This window comes from Mycobacterium sp. E2327, from assembly GCF_001672675.1.
Lineage (GTDB): Bacteria > Actinomycetota > Actinomycetes > Mycobacteriales > Mycobacteriaceae > Mycobacterium.
In genome coordinates this window covers 52800-66321 of the sequence record NZ_LZKE01000105.1, presented here as the reverse complement: position 1 = coordinate 66321, position 13522 = coordinate 52800, and the positions used below count along the sequence as shown (strand labels likewise).

Below are 13522 nucleotides of genomic sequence, written 5' to 3'. Positions count from 1 at the left end.
CGCCGACATGCCGTTCGAAACGGTTATGGAAGCTTGGGACGCGATCAGCGCGCGGCGCAATGTGCGGCAGTACAAACCGGAGCCGGTGTCGGAAGAAGACCTGAACCGCATCGCCGAGGCCGGCTGGCGGGCGCCCTCGGCGAAGAACCGGCAGCCGTGGGACTTCGTCATCGTCACCGACCGTGATCAGCTGCAGCAGCTGTCCACGGTGTGGCAGGGCGCCGGTCACATCGCGGCGGCCCCGGCCGCGATCGCCATCGTCGTGCCCGAACCGCCGGACCAGCGCAGGCTGGTCACCGACACCTACGACATCGGCCAGGCCACGATGGCGATGATGATCGCGGCCACCGACCTGGGCATCGGGACGGGCCATTCGTCGGTGGGCGATCAGGACAAGGCGCGCGCCATCCTGGGCGTGCCCGACGACCACCAGGTGGCCTTCCTGCTCGGCGTCGGGTATCCCGCCGACCGTCCGCTCACCCCGATCCGCAAGCCGAATCGGCGCCCGTTCGCGGAGGTCGTTCACCACGGGCGGTGGTGAGCGCAGGCGGCCGAATACGCTTGTGCTCGTGCATGATCACCGCGGCGACTACGGAATCGACGGATCGTTCAAGACCCTCTCGGCGCGCGCCCAGGGCATGGCCGTCGTCGCGCAGGCCGCCGCCCTGGCCGGGTGGGCCGGGCTCAGCTGGGCGCACGGCAGGCGGGCGAGGGCGGCGCTGGCGGGGGCATCGGCCGCGGCCATGCTCGCGGCGATGTTCTGGTACCTCTACGCGACGCGCTCGGGCAAGTTCGTCGTCTGGGACCGGGTGCTCGACGAGCTGCGGTTGCGCGGCGACGAGACGGTGCTCGACCTGGGGTGCGGACGCGGCGCGGTGTTGATGGCCGCGGCCAAGCGGCTGCCGCGAGGCCGAGCAATCGGTGTTGACCTCTGGCGGGCGGACCAGACCGACAACTCGCAGCAGGCCACGCTGGCCAACGCTGCCCTGGAAGGGGTCGCCGACCGTATCGAGGTGCGCACCGGCGACATGACCGCCCTGCCACTGGGTGACGAAAGCGTGGACGTCATCGTGAGCAACCTGGCGATCCACAACATCCCGAGTCGCGCCGGCCGGCGCAAGGCCCTCGACGAAGCGGTTCGCGTGCTGCGCCCGGGCGGTCGGCTCGCCATCGCGGACCTGTGGGAGACCCGCAACCACGCGGACCGGCTGCGCGAGCTGGGCTGGCGAAACGTCAAGCGGCGCAACCTGGGATGGCGCATGTGGTACGGCGGTCCGTGGTTTTCGACTCGCCTCGTCACCGCCACCAAACCGGGGTGAGGCTCGGCAGGTAGGGGATATAGGTCGCCGCAGAAGTCGATATCGCGGGCGATATCAGATTCGCAGAGCGTGGTTGTCCGCCGACATGAGCCTGTACCAAACCAGTGCAATGCTGATACGCATGACGAGAAACGAACTCACCGAACAGGTCGTCGTCGCACGGTTGGCGAGGGGGCTGACCTGGCAGGAGCTGGCCGACGCGATCGACAGGCCGGTGCTATGGACCACGTCGGCGCTGCTGGGCCAGCACCCGATACCCGCCGAGCTCGGCAAGGTCCTCGTCGAAATGCTCGGCCTCGACGAGTCGGCGGTGCCGGTGCTGGCGGCCCCGCCCATGCGCGGCGGCCTGCCCACCGCCGTGCCGACCGATCCCACCATCTACCGCTTCTATGAAGCCCTCCAGGTGTACGGCGGCGCGATCAAGGAGCTCATCCACGAGCAGTTCGGCGACGGCATCATGAGCGCGATCAACTTCAGCGTCGACCTGCAGAAGCGGCCGCACGCCTCCGGTGATCGGGTGGTGGTGACATTCGACGGGAAATTCCTTCCCTACCAGTGGACGTCGGCGGACGACTGACCCACGAAGGTGAAGTGACGGCGCGCGGCGTACGTGTCACACTGGCGACGAGGAGGCGAGCAACGCGGTGGCCAGGTCTTTTACCTGCCACCGCGTTCGCATCCTCAGTTCATCAGCGCCCGCGCCTCAGAGCCCGAACTCGGCCTCAATTCCGTCGATTCCGGCGCGAATGGCTTTGAGCGCCTCGGCGCGGGCGCGCAATTTGGTTGCGGCATGGGCGTGCTGGTGCAGGCCGGCGAATTCACGCGCGGCCTCCTCGGCGCGGCTGACCACGATCTCGGGCAGCACGATTTCGTCGACAAAGCCCGCTGCGAGGGCGGTTTCGCCGAAGAACGTCTTGGCCAGCCCGGCGGCCTGCTGGTAGGCGGACTGCGTCAGCCGCAGTTTCATGATCTCCAGGGCCGCGTACGGGATGACCATGCCGATCGCGACTTCGTTGGCCTGGATGTTGTAGGCGTGGGCGGCCACCCGGTGGTCGCCGGACGACAGCAGGAACGCGCCCATCGCGATGGCATGGCCGGTGCAGGCCATCACCACCGGCTTGGGGTAGGACAGCAGCCGGTAGGCCAGCTCGAAGCCGCCCCGGAGCATGTCGATCGCGGGCTGCGCCTGGCCCGAGGTCAGGATCTTCAGGTCGAAGCCGCCGCTGAACACCCGGTCGTTCCCGGTGATCACCAGCGCCCCGGCGTTGTCGCTGTCGGCCCGGTCGATCGCCTCGTTGAGCGCCTGCTGCATGGTTGGGCCCAGCGCGTTGACTTTGCCGTCGTCCATTCTGATGACCGCGATGGAGTCCTGCTTGCTGTAGTGGACCGGGCCGCTCATAAGTTGCTCCTTTTATCCCGCGTCAGACGTGCTGGCTGCGGTGTTTGGCCAGATCCGCTTCGGCGTTGCCCCAGCGCACGCTGACGTCGGTGGGCTGGTCGAGCAGCCGGGTGCGCCAGCGCTCCTGCGTCTCCTGCACGGCGCCGTTGATCCGCTCGATCTCGCTGCGGAACACCTCGGGGCGCGTCTCCTTGCTCGCGTAGTGGAAGTAGGTCAGCAGCCCGCGCAACAGCTCCAGCTTCTGCTTTTCCCGTTTCGCCAGGTCGTGCGTCGTCATCAACTCGATGCGCTGGACCGGCGGCAGGGCATCCCAGTCCAGCACCACGTTCGTCTGCAGGGCGGGTCGCTCGCCCTGCCAGAACCGCCACCCGCGCGGTTTGTCGGGGCGGTCGTAATAGATCAGGGTCCCGCTGAAGCGGGATTCGATGCCGGTTCCGATTTCGGCGCGGTCGAGCGCCGAGTCCCACACCATGCGCCATTCCTGCCCGGGCGCGAGCACCGGCAACTCGCTCGGAAGCTGCAGTTCTGCGACGTCGGCGTAGCCGTCGGCGGCGTTTTCGTATTCGGCCACCGTCGGCGGATTCGGAAATGAAAAACGGATGTTGTAGGCCGCCGTCTGGCCAAAATTCCGGACCACGAGTTCGATTACGTGCCAGTCGGCGGGATGCGGTTCCATGAACATTGCGACGTGTGGTCGGATGCGTTCCGCGGCCACCCGCCGGTTGAGTCTGAGCTGGCGGTTTGTGAAGATCAGCGCGACGACACCCAGCAAGATCGCGGCCCACGCCGCCCACGCCAACCAGGTGCTGGACCCCACATTTGCCACCCCGTGCCAGCCGCCCTGGATCCACCCCATTGAATCCACCCTCCGCTTATATCACAGTGATCTGGCGGGAAATTTCGCTCAACCGATCGTAGAGGCATTCGGCTCATGAAATTGCCCCACGTCAATTACCCGCCCATCAACATTCGCCACTGATCGAGGTCGGCGGCGCGATACACGTAGTTGGTGCGCTTGACATCAGACAGCGAAGCGCTCGGCTCGGCCGAATACCAGTGTCCCGGAAAGACGGTCGGGTCGCCCGGCAGCGCGGCGAGCCGCTGCAGGCTGCGGTACATCTCGTCGGAGTCCCCGCCGGGGAAGTCGGTGCGCCCGCAGCCGTCGAGGAACAGCGTGTCACCGGCGACCAGGCGGTCGCCGAGCAGGAAGCACTGGCTGCCGGGGGTGTGCCCCGGCGTGTGCAGCAGTTCGATCTCGATATCGCCGATGCTGACCTTGTCGTGGCTCTCGTGGGTGGTGAGGTCACCGAGGCCGATCCCGGTGACCCGCGAAACCCACACGGCTTCATGCGTATTCACATGCACCGGCACGGCCGCCCGCTCCAGCAGCTCGGCCAGGCCCTCCATCTGGAAGCCCATCATCGAGCCACCCACGTGGTCGGGGTGATGGTGCGTCACCAGCACGCCGGACAGGTGCATGCCGTCGGCCTCGAGCGCGTCGACGAGGTCACCGGCCGCATACGCGGGATCGACCACGACGCAGTCGCCGGTCTGGCGGTCCCCGATCAGGTAGGCAAAGTTGCGCATCTGCGTCGCGAACATGTCACCGGCGGCGAAATCGCGACCCGAGAGCAGTTGGCGAAAGTACAGCCGGTCCTCTGACACCCGACCAGACTAGTGGCTCGTCCGCGACTTGCCGCTCGGTTCCGGTCACCCTAAATGGGTATTGTTGGCCCATGAGGAAGGTCGAGATCGAAATCGACGACGAGCTGGTCCAAGAGGCGATACGTCGGTTCCATCTGGCCGACACGCGCGAGGCCGTTCATCTCGCATTGCGGACCTTGCTCGGTGAGTCGGACCCGGAAGAGAAGGACGGCGAGGAGTACGACGAGTTCAGCGATCTCAGCGCGTGGCAACCCCGTCACGGCGAGGGCGGGTGATCGATCACCGCACCGGCCGCCAACTCGTCTCGGAAGCCGACCAGGGCAACGTCGGGTGGTTTGGTGACGTTGCGTGCCAGGCTGTACCCTCTTTTTGGCCCGCGACTGGACTGTCGCTTGGGTGAACGGCCCCCTTAGCTCAGTCGGTAGAGCGTTTCCATGGTAAGGAAAAGGTCAACGGTTCGATTCCGTTAGGGGGCTCGGCGGACGCCGAGCAGGCAGGCGGCCAACACCCCGAAGCGGGGTGGACCAGAGGCGATGTAGCTCAGTCGGTTAGAGCGAACGACTCATAATCGTTAGGTCGCCGGTTCGAGTCCGGCCATCGCTACAAGGCAACAGCACAACAGTGCGACGCGAGAGATTTGAGAGAGAACGGACATGGCTTCCAGTACCGACGTGCGGCCCAAGATCACCTTGGCATGCGAGGTGTGCAAGCACCGCAACTACATCACCAAGAAGAATCGCCGCAACGACCCCGACCGCATGGAGCTGAAGAAGTTCTGCCCGAACTGCGGCAAGCACCAGCCCCACCGGGAGACGCGGTAGCCCCGAGGCATTCATCGAGATTGGCTAGGTAGGTTCTAGACCTGTGTCATTGAGCGCAGACATCGTCGGGATGCACTACCGCTACCCCGACTACTACGTCGTGGAGCGGGAGAAGATCCGCGAGTACGCGGTGGCGGTGCAAAACGACGACAAGTCGTTCTACGAGGAGGACGCCGCCGCCGAGCTCGGCTATAAGGCCCTGGTGGCCCCGCTGACCTTCATTTGCGTTTTCGGCTATAAGGCCCAGTCGGCGTTCTTCCAATACGCCAACATTTCGGTCGAGGAAGCGCAGATCGTCCAGGTCGACCAGGTGCTGAAGTTCGCGAAGCCGATCGTGGCGGGTGACAAGCTCTACTGCGATGTGTGGTTGGACTCGATGCGCGAGGCGCACGGCACCCAGATCATCGTGACCAAGAACATCATCACCGATGAGGCAGGTGACATCGTGCAGGAGACCTACACGACCCTGGCGGGCCGTGCCGGCGAAAATGGGGAGGCGGGATTTTCTGATGGCGCTGCGTGAGTTCAGTTCGGTGAAGGTCGGGGACCGGCTGCCGGAGAAGACCTACCCACTGACCCGTCAGGACCTGGTGAACTACGCGGGGGTCTCCGGCGACTTGAACCCGATCCACTGGGACGACGAGATCGCCAAGGTCGTCGGGCTGGACACGGTGATCGCGCACGGCATGCTGACGATGGGCATCGGCGGCGGTTACGTGACGTCGTGGGTCGGCGACCCCGGCGCCGTCACGGAGTACAACGTGCGGTTCACGGCTGTGGTCCCGGTGCCCAACGACGGCAAGGGCGCCGAGCTGGTCTTCAGCGGCAGGGTGAAATCGGTGGATCCGGACAGCAAGTCGGTCACCATCGCCCTCACGGCCACCACCGGCGGCAAGAAGATCTTCGGTCGGGCGATCGCGTCGGCCAAGCTGGCGTAATCCATGGCTCTCAAAACCGACGTCCGAGGGATGACGTGGATATACCCGGACTACTTCGAGATCGGCCGGGAGCAGAATCGCGCCTTTGCCCGGGCGATCAAGTGCACCGACCGGGCCTGCTTCGACGAGCAAGCGGCCGCCGAGTTGGGGTACGACGCCTTGGTCGTACCGCTCACCTTCGTGTCGATCTTCGCGAAGATCATCCAGGACGATTTCTTCCGGAATGTCGATGTGGGCATGGAGACCATGCAGATCGTCCAGGTCGACCAGCGATTCCAATACCACACGCCCTTGCTGGTCGGCCACAAGCTCTTCGGTCGTATGGACATCGAATCGGTGGACGAGCGTTTCGGCGCCGACATCGTCGTCACCAAGAACACCTGCACAAACGAGAATGGCGAGGTGCTGCTGCTCGCCTACACCACCCTGATGGGCCACGAGGGCGACAATTCCATCCAGCTCAGATGGGACAAGGAAACCGGCCAGGTCGTCAGAACCGCGTAATTAGTATCTGACTCCCACGCCGATGTACACTCGGACCTCGGGGTTTTCCCAGCATCAGCGCGCTTTCCGGGATTCGAGTAATCGGGGAGCGCGCCTGTCATGTAAGCCCCGGCAGGTAAGCGCAGGTTGGCCTGCCAACCGCGAAGGGGCGTAGCTCAACTGGCAGAGCAGCGGTCTCCAAAACCGCAGGTTGCAGGTTCAAGTCCTGTCGCCCCTGCTGACGGACACATGCGGACCGTGCCATGGTGGACACTGGAAGAAGTGCCCCATCATGCGGGACGGCTCGCAGGAAACTAGCAAACAAAGGAGCATGCGGTGAGCGACGAGGGCGACGCTGCCAACGACGCCGCACGCGACGGCGGCGACACTGACGAGAGCCGCGACAGCGGCGGTCGGACGGCCGTGGTGACCCGGCCCCAACGGCCGACCGGCAAGCGGACGCGGCAACGCGTGGCCGACGACTCGGGTTCGTCCGTCGACGCGGAGTCGCCGGACGAGGTCGAGGTCGCCAAGGAGGGCAAGGCCAAGAAGGGCCGGACGGCTCGGACGACCAAGGCCAAGACCGCGAAGAAGCCCGGCGCCCGTTCGGTCAACCCGATCGCATTCGTCTACAACTACCTCAAGCAGGTCGTTGCGGAGATGCGGAAGGTGATCTGGCCCAACCGCCGGCAGATGCTCACCTACACCTCCGTGGTGCTGGCGTTCCTGGCGTTCATGGTGGCGCTGGTCGGCCTGGCTGATTTCGGCCTGGCCAAACTGGTGCTGCTGGTGTTCGGCTGAGCTTGAGTTATAGGAAGGACCGAAAACCGTGACTACCTTCGACGGTGACACGTCCGCGGGTGAAGCGGTCGACGTGCAAGACGTCGCCGAGACCACCGAGGCCGCCGAGACCAGCGAGGCCCCCGAGACCCTCGAGACCACCGACACCCCCGGTGAACAGGCGCAGGCCGAGCCGAGCGAGGAGGTCGAGGACGACCCCGCCGCCGCGCTCAAGGCGGATCTGCGCAGCAAGCCCGGCGACTGGTACGTCATCCACTCCTACGCGGGTTACGAGAACAAGGTGAAAGCCAACCTGGAAACCCGCGTGCAGAACCTGGACGTCGGCGACTACATCTTCCAGGTCGAGGTGCCCACCGAAGAGGTCACCGAGATCAAGAACGGCCAGCGCAAGCAGGTCAACCGCAAGGTGCTGCCGGGCTACATCCTGGTGCGGATGGATCTGACCGACGACTCGTGGGCCGCGGTACGCAACACCCCGGGCGTCACCGGTTTCGTCGGCGCGACATCGCGCCCGTCGGCCCTGGCGCTCGACGACGTGGTGAAGTTCCTGCTGCCGCGGGGGGCGGCGAAGAAGGCCGCCAAGGGCGCGGCCAGCACCGCCACGGTCGCCGAGGCCGGTGGCCTGGAGCGTCCGACCGTCGAGGTCGACTACGAGGTCGGCGAATCGGTGACGGTGATGGACGGACCGTTCGCGACGTTGCCGGCCACCATCAGCGAGGTCAACGGCGAACAGCAGAAGCTCAAGGTGCTGGTATCGATCTTCGGCCGCGAAACCCCCGTCGAATTGACGTTCAGCCAAGTCTCGAAGATTTAGCAGGAAAGGAACCACAACATCTCATGGCCCCGAAGAAGAAAGTCGTTGGGCTGATCAAGCTGCAGATCCAGGCCGGACAGGCCAACCCTGCCCCGCCGGTCGGGCCCGCGCTCGGCCAGCACGGCGTCAACATCATGGAGTTCTGCAAGGCGTACAACGCCGCGACAGAAAACCAGCGCGGCAACGTCATCCCGGTGGAGATCACCGTCTACGAGGACCGCAGCTTCACCTTCGCGCTCAAGACGCCGCCGGCCGCCAAGCTGCTGCTCAAGGCCGCCGGCGTGGGCAAGGGCTCGGCCGAGCCGCACAAGACCAAGGTCGCCAAGGTCAGCTGGGATCAGGTCAAAGAGATCGCCGAAACCAAGAAGGCGGACCTCAACGCCAACGACATCGACGCCGCCGCCAAGATCATCGCCGGTACCGCCCGGTCGATGGGCATCACCGTCGAGTAATCGGCGTTAGAAGAAAGCGTGGGAGGGCCAGCTTCGGCCCGCTAACCACGACCCAACACCAGATTGGATGAATCAATGAGCAAGAACAGCAAGGCATACCGCGCCGCCGCCGAGAAGGTGGACCGCGACAACCTGTACACCCCGCTTCAGGCGGCCAAGCTCGCCAAGGAGACGTCGTCGGCCAAGCAGGACGCGACCGTCGAGGTGGCGATCCGGCTCGGCGTCGACCCGCGCAAGGCCGACCAGATGGTCCGCGGCACCGTCAACCTGCCGCACGGCACAGGTAAGACGGCCCGGGTCGCGGTCTTCGCTGTCGGCGACAAGGCCGAGCAGGCGCAGGCCGCCGGGGCGGACATCGTCGGCAGCGACGACCTGATCGAGAAGATCCAGGGCGGGTTCCTCGACTTCGACGCCGCGATCGCCACCCCCGACCAGATGGCCAAGGTCGGCCGGATCGCCCGGATCCTGGGTCCGCGCGGGCTGATGCCGAACCCCAAGACCGGCACCGTCACGCCCGACGTCGCCAAGGCCGTCGCCGACATCAAGGGCGGCAAGATCAACTTCCGCGTGGACAAGCAGGCCAACCTGCACTTCGTCATCGGCAAGGCGTCGTTCGACGAGAAGAGCCTCGCGGAGAACTACGGCGCCGCGATCGACGAGGTGCTGCGGCTCAAGCCGTCGTCGTCGAAGGGTCGCTACCTGAAGAAGATCACGGTGTCGACGACCACGGGCCCGGGCATCCCGGTGGACCCGTCCGTCACCCGCAACTTCGCGGAGGCGTAGTGAGTCGGCGCCTCAGGGCGCCTACGAACGCAGCCGACTATCGATCGCGAGGCCAACTTCGCGGAGGCCTAGCCGCCGCACTCGGCGATGCGGCGCCGCAGGAATTCGCGGCCCGGCTCGGAGCCGTTGGACTGCAACGCCGTTCGGTACCACCGCACGGCTTCGACGGGCCGTCCCGCGCGCCGAAGCAGATCGGCGCGCAGCGTCGCCACGAGATTCGACCGGCCCAGCCGGGGATCGTCCGCCGCCCGGTCCAGCGCCGCCAGGCCCGCGTCGGGGCCGTCGCGGAAGCCGATCGCGATCGCGCGGTTGGCGCGGGCCACCGGGGAGTCCGTCATCGACAGCAGCCGGTCGTAGGCCGCGCAGATGGTGACCCAATCCGTTTGCTCCCAGGACGGCGCCGTCGCGTGCAGCGCGGCGATCACCGCCTGCGGCAGGTAGGACCCGGTCGATCCCTCGGCCCGCCGTAACCGGTCCAGCCCGCGGGCGATGCGGCCGCGGTCCCAGCGGCGGCGGTCCTGCTCCTCGAGCGGCACCAGCAGCCCGTCGGCGTCCACCCGGGTCGCGCGCCGCGAATCGTGCAGCAGCACAAGGGCGGCCAGGGCGTGCGCCTCCGGCTCGTGCGGCATCAGCCCGCACAGCTCCTGCGCCAGCCGGACCCCTTCGTCACATAGTTCGTCGCGGATCGCCGACGGGCCGGCGGTCGACCAATAGCCCTCGGTGAACACCGAGTAGATGCAGCCGAGCACATGCGGTGTGCGCTCGGGCAGCAGCTCGGCGGGCGGCACCCGCAGCGGGATGTTGGCGTGCCGAACCTTGTTCTTGGCGCGCGTGATTCGCTGCCCGACGGCCGCCTCGCTCTGCAGCAGCGCGCGGGCGATCTCGGCGACGGTTAGCCCGGACACCAACCGCAGCGTGAGCGCCAGCTGCGACGGCCGGTCCAGCGCCGGGTGCGCGCAGGTGAACATCATCCGCAGCTCGTCGTCGACGACAGGGTGCGGGTCGGTGTGATCGGTGCGCGCCCGAATCTCGTCCACCACAGCCGCCAATTCCTTTCCGGGACGCACCGATTCGCGGCGCAGCCGGTCCCGCGCGCGGTTGCGGGCGACGGTCACCAGCCAGCCGCCGGGGCTGTCCGGCACGCCGTCGCGAGACCAGGTGTGCAGCGCTTCGGCGCAGGCCTCCTGGACGGCGTCCTCCGCAACCGTGAGGTCGCCGGACCACCGCGCGAGCGCGGCGACGGCCGGACCCCACTCCCGGCGGAAGACGCCGTCCAGGCCTGTCATCGACTGAGCTAGAGCGCGGAGATCCCGGCCAGCTGCCGCAACTGCACGGTCGAGGCGGGGATCATCGACGCGACCTTGACGGCCTCGTCGCGATCCGTGGCGCCAAGCAGGTAGATGCCCGTAGCGATTTCGGCTCCCTCGACATACGGCCCGTCGGTGATCAGGACCTCGCCGTTGCGCACCCGCACGGTCGTCGCCGTGGACCGGTCGTGCAACGCGGCACCGCCGATGATGCGATCGCCGGCGGCCGCATGCAGATCGGCGTGCTTGGCGGCCACCGCCTCCCACTCCGGCGTGCCTGGGGTGTGCGCGGATTCGGCCGGTTCCAGCAGCAGCGCGAGCCAGTCGTTGCCGGTGAGCTTGCGGGACAGCTCAACCGAGTGGACGGTCGGCCAGAGTTCCACGGCCCCCCACTTGGCGATCGGGACGTCGCGCGCCAGCGCCAGCGCCTCATCGAGGTTTTCCGCCTCGAACACGTAGTAGCCGCAGGCCACCTCCGCGCCCTCGGCGAAGGGCCCGTCGGTCACCATCGGCGCGTCCGGGCCGCCGGTGATGGTCGCGGCCGCGCCGGCGGGAGCCAGCGCGTCGCCGGACTTGATCGCGGAGCCGGCCTTGGCGTGGAAGCTCTCCCATTCCGCCATCGCGGCGGCCGCGTCGTCGGGTGAGCGGTCTTGCTCCTGGCCGATCAACAGGGCGAAGTACTGCATGTTCGTCACCTCCGGGTAGTGAGCGAAGCCTCGTGCTCCACTCTCTACCTACTCGACGAACGGCGCAGCCCCGATCCGACAGTCGCCGCAAAAAACTTAGGAGGCGGAGACGGCACCCGGCTTGAGGTAGGTCACCAGGCTGCAGTCGAGCAACTCGTAGTCGAAGTAGTGCTCGCAGCCGCGCAGGTACTTCATGTACCGCTCGTAGACCTCTTCGGAGGTGATTTCGATGGCTTTGTCCCGGTTGGCTTCGAGCGCGTCGCCCCACATGTGAAGCGTTCTGATGTAGTGCGGCCGCAGCGAAAGCGGTTCGGGAACAACGAAACCGGCCTTCTCGCCATGCTCGACCATCATCTCGGTGGACGGCAATCGGCCGCCCGGAAATATCTCGGTGACGATGAACTTGATGAACCGCACCGTCTCGAAAGTGATCTTCTTGCCGCGGGCGGCCATGTCGTAGGGGTGGTAGCTCACGCTGCTTTGAATGGTCATCCGGCCGTCGTCGGGCATGATGTCGAAACACCGCTTGAAAAAGTCGGGGTAGTTCTCATGCCCGAAGTGCTCGAATGCCTCGATCGACACGATCCGGTCGACGGGGTCGGTGAAGTCCTCCCAGCCGTGCAGGCGAACCTGGCGCGAGCGGCCGGTGTCGAGCGCCTCGAGCACCTTTTCGCTGCGGGCGTGCTGGTTCTTGGACAGCGTCAGGCCGATTACGTTGACGTCGTACTTCTCGACCGCGCGCTTCATGGTGGTTCCCCAGCCGCAGCCGATGTCAAGCAGCGTCATGCCCGGCTTGAGGTCGAGCTTGTCCAGGTTGAGGTCGATCTTGGCCAGCTGGGCTTCCTCAAGCGTCAGATCCGGCGGCTCGAAGTAGGCGCAGCTGTAGGTCCGGGTCGGGTCCTGGAACAGGGCGAAGAAATCGTCGGAGACGTCGTAGTGCGCCTGAATGTCTTCGAAGCGCGTCCGCGTCTTCGTCGGGCTCGGTTGCTCAGCCATTCTCGTCTTGCTCTCCTGACATCACGTTCGCCGCCTGAAGTGCGGGTATGCCGCGTGGCGGGGTCTGGCGTGCAACGATACCCAAGGTCACTTCGTGAGCGTGAATTGGTTGCAGTCGACGTAGCCGGTCCTGAACCCCTTGGCGCAGCCGGTCAGATATTTCATGTACCGCTCGTACACCTCTTCGGACTGGATCGCGATGGCCTCGTCCCGGTGCGCCTCGAGCGCCGCGGCCCAGAAATCCAGGGTCCGGGCGAAGTCCGGCTGCAGTGACTGCATGCGGGTTATTTTGAATCCGGCCCGCTCCGAGTGTTCCTCGACTTTCTCGATCGTCGGCAGCCGGCCGCCCGGGAAGATGTCGGTCACGATGAACCTGATGAACTTGGCCAATTCCATCGTCACTGGTATGCCGCGCTCAATGAGCTGCCGTCCGTGCAGCCCCGTGATCGTGTGCAGCAGCATCGCACCGTCGGCCGGCAGAGCCGCGTAGGCGTACTTGAAGAAATCGTCGTAGCGGTCAAAGCCAAAGTGCTCCAATGCTTCGATGACGACGATGCGGTCGACCGACTCGCCGAACTCTGCCCAATCCCGCAGCAGCACCCGTCGCGAACGCGTGCTGTCGACTCCATCGAGCAGTCGTTGGCAGTACGCATGCTGGTTCTTGGACAGGGTCAGCCCGACGACGTTGACGTCGTAGCGCTCTATGGCGCGTTTCATCGTCGATCCCCAGCCGCAGCCGATGTCGAGCAGCGTCATGCCGGGCTCGAGGCCCAGCTTGTCCAGCGTCATGTCTAGCTTGGCGACCTGCGCTTCCTGCAGGGTCATGTCCTCGCGCGCGAAGTAAGCGCAGCTGTAGGTGCGGGTCGGGTCGACAAACAGTGCAAAGAATTCGTCCGAAAGGTCGTAATGTGCCTGGACGTTGTCGAGATTAGATTGCGTGCGCGTGGGGACCGATGATTTGTCAGACATGTGCCCTCCCGATGGACGCACACCTTGGCCAGGTGGCCATCCCCGGGGACCCTACACCGGGCGGAGCGCATAATTTGTATTTAAGACCG

The 13522-nt window shown here is 65.9% G+C and carries 19 protein-coding genes and 3 tRNA genes; 15 read left to right on the top strand and 7 right to left on the bottom strand.

Annotated features, from left to right (window positions below; genetic code table 11):
* The first annotated feature begins 25 nt into the window (after positions 1 to 25).
* The 3 genes from A5712_RS11790 to cynS all read left to right on the top strand — a co-directional run bounded on the left by A5712_RS11790 (position 26) and on the right by cynS (position 1896).
* Positions 26 to 541, top strand: a complete 516-nt coding sequence (locus A5712_RS11790) for a nitroreductase family protein (protein ID WP_068104658.1) — start codon at positions 26 to 28, stop codon at positions 539 to 541.
* A gap of 28 nt (positions 542 to 569) precedes the next feature.
* Complete coding sequence (locus A5712_RS11785) at positions 570 to 1319, top strand: class I SAM-dependent methyltransferase (RefSeq protein ID WP_068104731.1); 750 nt, start codon at positions 570 to 572, stop codon at positions 1317 to 1319.
* 109 nt (positions 1320 to 1428) lie between these two features.
* Positions 1429 to 1896, top strand: coding sequence for a cyanase (gene cynS, locus A5712_RS11780; RefSeq protein ID WP_068104729.1), 468 nt, complete (start codon positions 1429 to 1431; stop codon positions 1894 to 1896).
* 126 nt (positions 1897 to 2022) lie between these two features.
* Here cynS and A5712_RS11775 read toward each other — a convergent pair whose 3' ends face one another.
* From A5712_RS11775 to A5712_RS11765, 3 genes are all read right to left on the bottom strand, one after another.
* Complete coding sequence (locus tag A5712_RS11775; protein ID WP_068104656.1) at positions 2023 to 2718, bottom strand: crotonase/enoyl-CoA hydratase family protein; 696 nt, start codon at positions 2716 to 2718, stop codon at positions 2023 to 2025.
* Between the two features lie 22 nt (positions 2719 to 2740).
* Positions 2741 to 3574: a hypothetical protein gene (locus A5712_RS11770; protein WP_068104654.1), complete on the bottom strand. Its 834-nt coding sequence runs from the start codon at positions 3572 to 3574 to the stop codon at positions 2741 to 2743.
* A 95-nt stretch (positions 3575 to 3669) separates the two neighbouring features.
* Entirely contained in the window at positions 3670 to 4383 is a 714-nt protein-coding gene (locus tag A5712_RS11765) for an MBL fold metallo-hydrolase (RefSeq protein WP_068104652.1), read from the bottom strand.
* Between the two features lie 71 nt (positions 4384 to 4454).
* Here A5712_RS11765 and A5712_RS11760 point away from each other — a divergent pair, with 71 nt between their 5' ends.
* The 12 genes from A5712_RS11760 (at position 4455) to rplA (ending at position 9475) form a co-directional block, all read left to right on the top strand.
* On the top strand, positions 4455 to 4658 hold the full coding sequence (locus tag A5712_RS11760) for a type II toxin-antitoxin system VapB family antitoxin (protein WP_068104650.1): 204 nt from the start codon (positions 4455 to 4457) through the stop codon (positions 4656 to 4658).
* 128 nt (positions 4659 to 4786) lie between these two features.
* Positions 4787 to 4859, top strand: a tRNA-Thr gene (locus tag A5712_RS11755).
* 53 nt (positions 4860 to 4912) lie between these two features.
* A tRNA-Met gene (locus tag A5712_RS11750) sits at positions 4913 to 4986 on the top strand.
* Between the two features lie 50 nt (positions 4987 to 5036).
* Positions 5037 to 5204, top strand: coding sequence for a 50S ribosomal protein L33 (gene rpmG / locus A5712_RS11745; RefSeq protein ID WP_066907182.1), 168 nt, complete (start codon positions 5037 to 5039; stop codon positions 5202 to 5204).
* A gap of 43 nt (positions 5205 to 5247) precedes the next feature.
* Positions 5248 to 5727: a (3R)-hydroxyacyl-ACP dehydratase subunit HadA gene (gene hadA / locus A5712_RS11740; protein ID WP_068104648.1), complete on the top strand. Its 480-nt coding sequence runs from the start codon at positions 5248 to 5250 to the stop codon at positions 5725 to 5727.
* Positions 5714 to 6142, top strand: a complete 429-nt coding sequence (gene hadB / locus A5712_RS11735; RefSeq protein ID WP_068104646.1) for a (3R)-hydroxyacyl-ACP dehydratase subunit HadB — start codon at positions 5714 to 5716, stop codon at positions 6140 to 6142. Before hadA ends, hadB begins: the two co-directional genes overlap by 14 nt.
* Positions 6143 to 6145: 3 nt before the next feature.
* The gene (hadC, locus tag A5712_RS11730; protein WP_068104644.1) at positions 6146 to 6646 is read left to right on the top strand and encodes a (3R)-hydroxyacyl-ACP dehydratase subunit HadC; all 501 of its coding nucleotides are present in this window, start codon (positions 6146 to 6148) and stop codon (positions 6644 to 6646) included.
* A 144-nt stretch (positions 6647 to 6790) separates the two neighbouring features.
* Positions 6791 to 6863, top strand: a tRNA-Trp gene (locus A5712_RS11725).
* A gap of 98 nt (positions 6864 to 6961) precedes the next feature.
* Positions 6962 to 7426, top strand: a complete 465-nt coding sequence (secE, locus tag A5712_RS11720) for a preprotein translocase subunit SecE (protein ID WP_068104642.1) — start codon at positions 6962 to 6964, stop codon at positions 7424 to 7426.
* A 28-nt stretch (positions 7427 to 7454) separates the two neighbouring features.
* A complete protein-coding gene (gene nusG, locus A5712_RS11715; RefSeq protein WP_068104641.1) occupies positions 7455 to 8240 on the top strand; it encodes a transcription termination/antitermination protein NusG in 786 nt (261 codons plus the stop codon).
* Positions 8241 to 8263: 23 nt separating this feature from the next.
* Positions 8264 to 8692: a 50S ribosomal protein L11 gene (rplK, locus tag A5712_RS11710; protein WP_066907205.1), complete on the top strand. Its 429-nt coding sequence runs from the start codon at positions 8264 to 8266 to the stop codon at positions 8690 to 8692.
* A gap of 75 nt (positions 8693 to 8767) precedes the next feature.
* On the top strand, positions 8768 to 9475 hold the full coding sequence (rplA, locus tag A5712_RS11705) for a 50S ribosomal protein L1 (RefSeq protein ID WP_068104638.1): 708 nt from the start codon (positions 8768 to 8770) through the stop codon (positions 9473 to 9475).
* A 68-nt stretch (positions 9476 to 9543) separates the two neighbouring features.
* On the opposite strand, the gene A5712_RS11700 is transcribed toward rplA, so the two are convergent.
* From A5712_RS11700 to A5712_RS11685, 4 genes are all read right to left on the bottom strand, one after another.
* A complete protein-coding gene (locus A5712_RS11700; protein ID WP_068104636.1) occupies positions 9544 to 10761 on the bottom strand; it encodes an RNA polymerase sigma factor in 1218 nt (405 codons plus the stop codon).
* 8 nt (positions 10762 to 10769) lie between these two features.
* Complete coding sequence (locus A5712_RS11695) at positions 10770 to 11468, bottom strand: YciI family protein (RefSeq protein ID WP_068104726.1); 699 nt, start codon at positions 11466 to 11468, stop codon at positions 10770 to 10772.
* A gap of 96 nt (positions 11469 to 11564) precedes the next feature.
* Positions 11565 to 12464: a hydroxymycolate synthase MmaA4 gene (mmaA4, locus tag A5712_RS11690; RefSeq protein WP_068104634.1), complete on the bottom strand. Its 900-nt coding sequence runs from the start codon at positions 12462 to 12464 to the stop codon at positions 11565 to 11567.
* An 87-nt stretch (positions 12465 to 12551) separates the two neighbouring features.
* Positions 12552 to 13433 (bottom strand): cyclopropane mycolic acid synthase family methyltransferase, encoded by an 882-nt coding sequence (locus tag A5712_RS11685; RefSeq protein WP_068104632.1) that lies wholly within the window; start codon positions 13431 to 13433, stop codon positions 12552 to 12554.
* Positions 13434 to 13522 lie beyond the last annotated feature (89 nt).

Bases quoted from the DNA above. Each gene is read 5' to 3' on its own strand.
- A5712_RS11695 (WP_068104726.1), bottom strand. From the start codon at position 11,468: ATGCAGTACTTCGCCCTGTTGATCGGCCAGGAGCAAGACCGCTCACCC.
- rplA (WP_068104638.1), top strand. From the start codon at position 8,768: ATGAGCAAGAACAGCAAGGCATACCGCGCCGCCGCCGAGAAGGTGGAC.
- A5712_RS11770 (WP_068104654.1), bottom strand. From the start codon at position 3,574: ATGGGGTGGATCCAGGGCGGCTGGCACGGGGTGGCAAATGTGGGGTCC.
- hadB (WP_068104646.1), top strand. From the start codon at position 5,714: ATGGCGCTGCGTGAGTTCAGTTCGGTGAAGGTCGGGGACCGGCTGCCG.
- A5712_RS11700 (WP_068104636.1), bottom strand. From the start codon at position 10,761: ATGACAGGCCTGGACGGCGTCTTCCGCCGGGAGTGGGGTCCGGCCGTC.
- rpmG (WP_066907182.1), top strand. From the start codon at position 5,037: ATGGCTTCCAGTACCGACGTGCGGCCCAAGATCACCTTGGCATGCGAG.
- cynS (WP_068104729.1), top strand. From the start codon at position 1,429: ATGCTGATACGCATGACGAGAAACGAACTCACCGAACAGGTCGTCGTC.
- A5712_RS11790 (WP_068104658.1), top strand. From the start codon at position 26: ATGGAAGCTTGGGACGCGATCAGCGCGCGGCGCAATGTGCGGCAGTAC.
- rplK (WP_066907205.1), top strand. From the start codon at position 8,264: ATGGCCCCGAAGAAGAAAGTCGTTGGGCTGATCAAGCTGCAGATCCAG.
- mmaA4 (WP_068104634.1), bottom strand. From the start codon at position 12,464: ATGGCTGAGCAACCGAGCCCGACGAAGACGCGGACGCGCTTCGAAGAC.
- A5712_RS11760 (WP_068104650.1), top strand. From the start codon at position 4,455: ATGAGGAAGGTCGAGATCGAAATCGACGACGAGCTGGTCCAAGAGGCG.
- hadC (WP_068104644.1), top strand. From the start codon at position 6,146: ATGGCTCTCAAAACCGACGTCCGAGGGATGACGTGGATATACCCGGAC.
- A5712_RS11775 (WP_068104656.1), bottom strand. From the start codon at position 2,718: ATGAGCGGCCCGGTCCACTACAGCAAGCAGGACTCCATCGCGGTCATC.
- A5712_RS11685 (WP_068104632.1), bottom strand. From the start codon at position 13,433: ATGTCTGACAAATCATCGGTCCCCACGCGCACGCAATCTAATCTCGAC.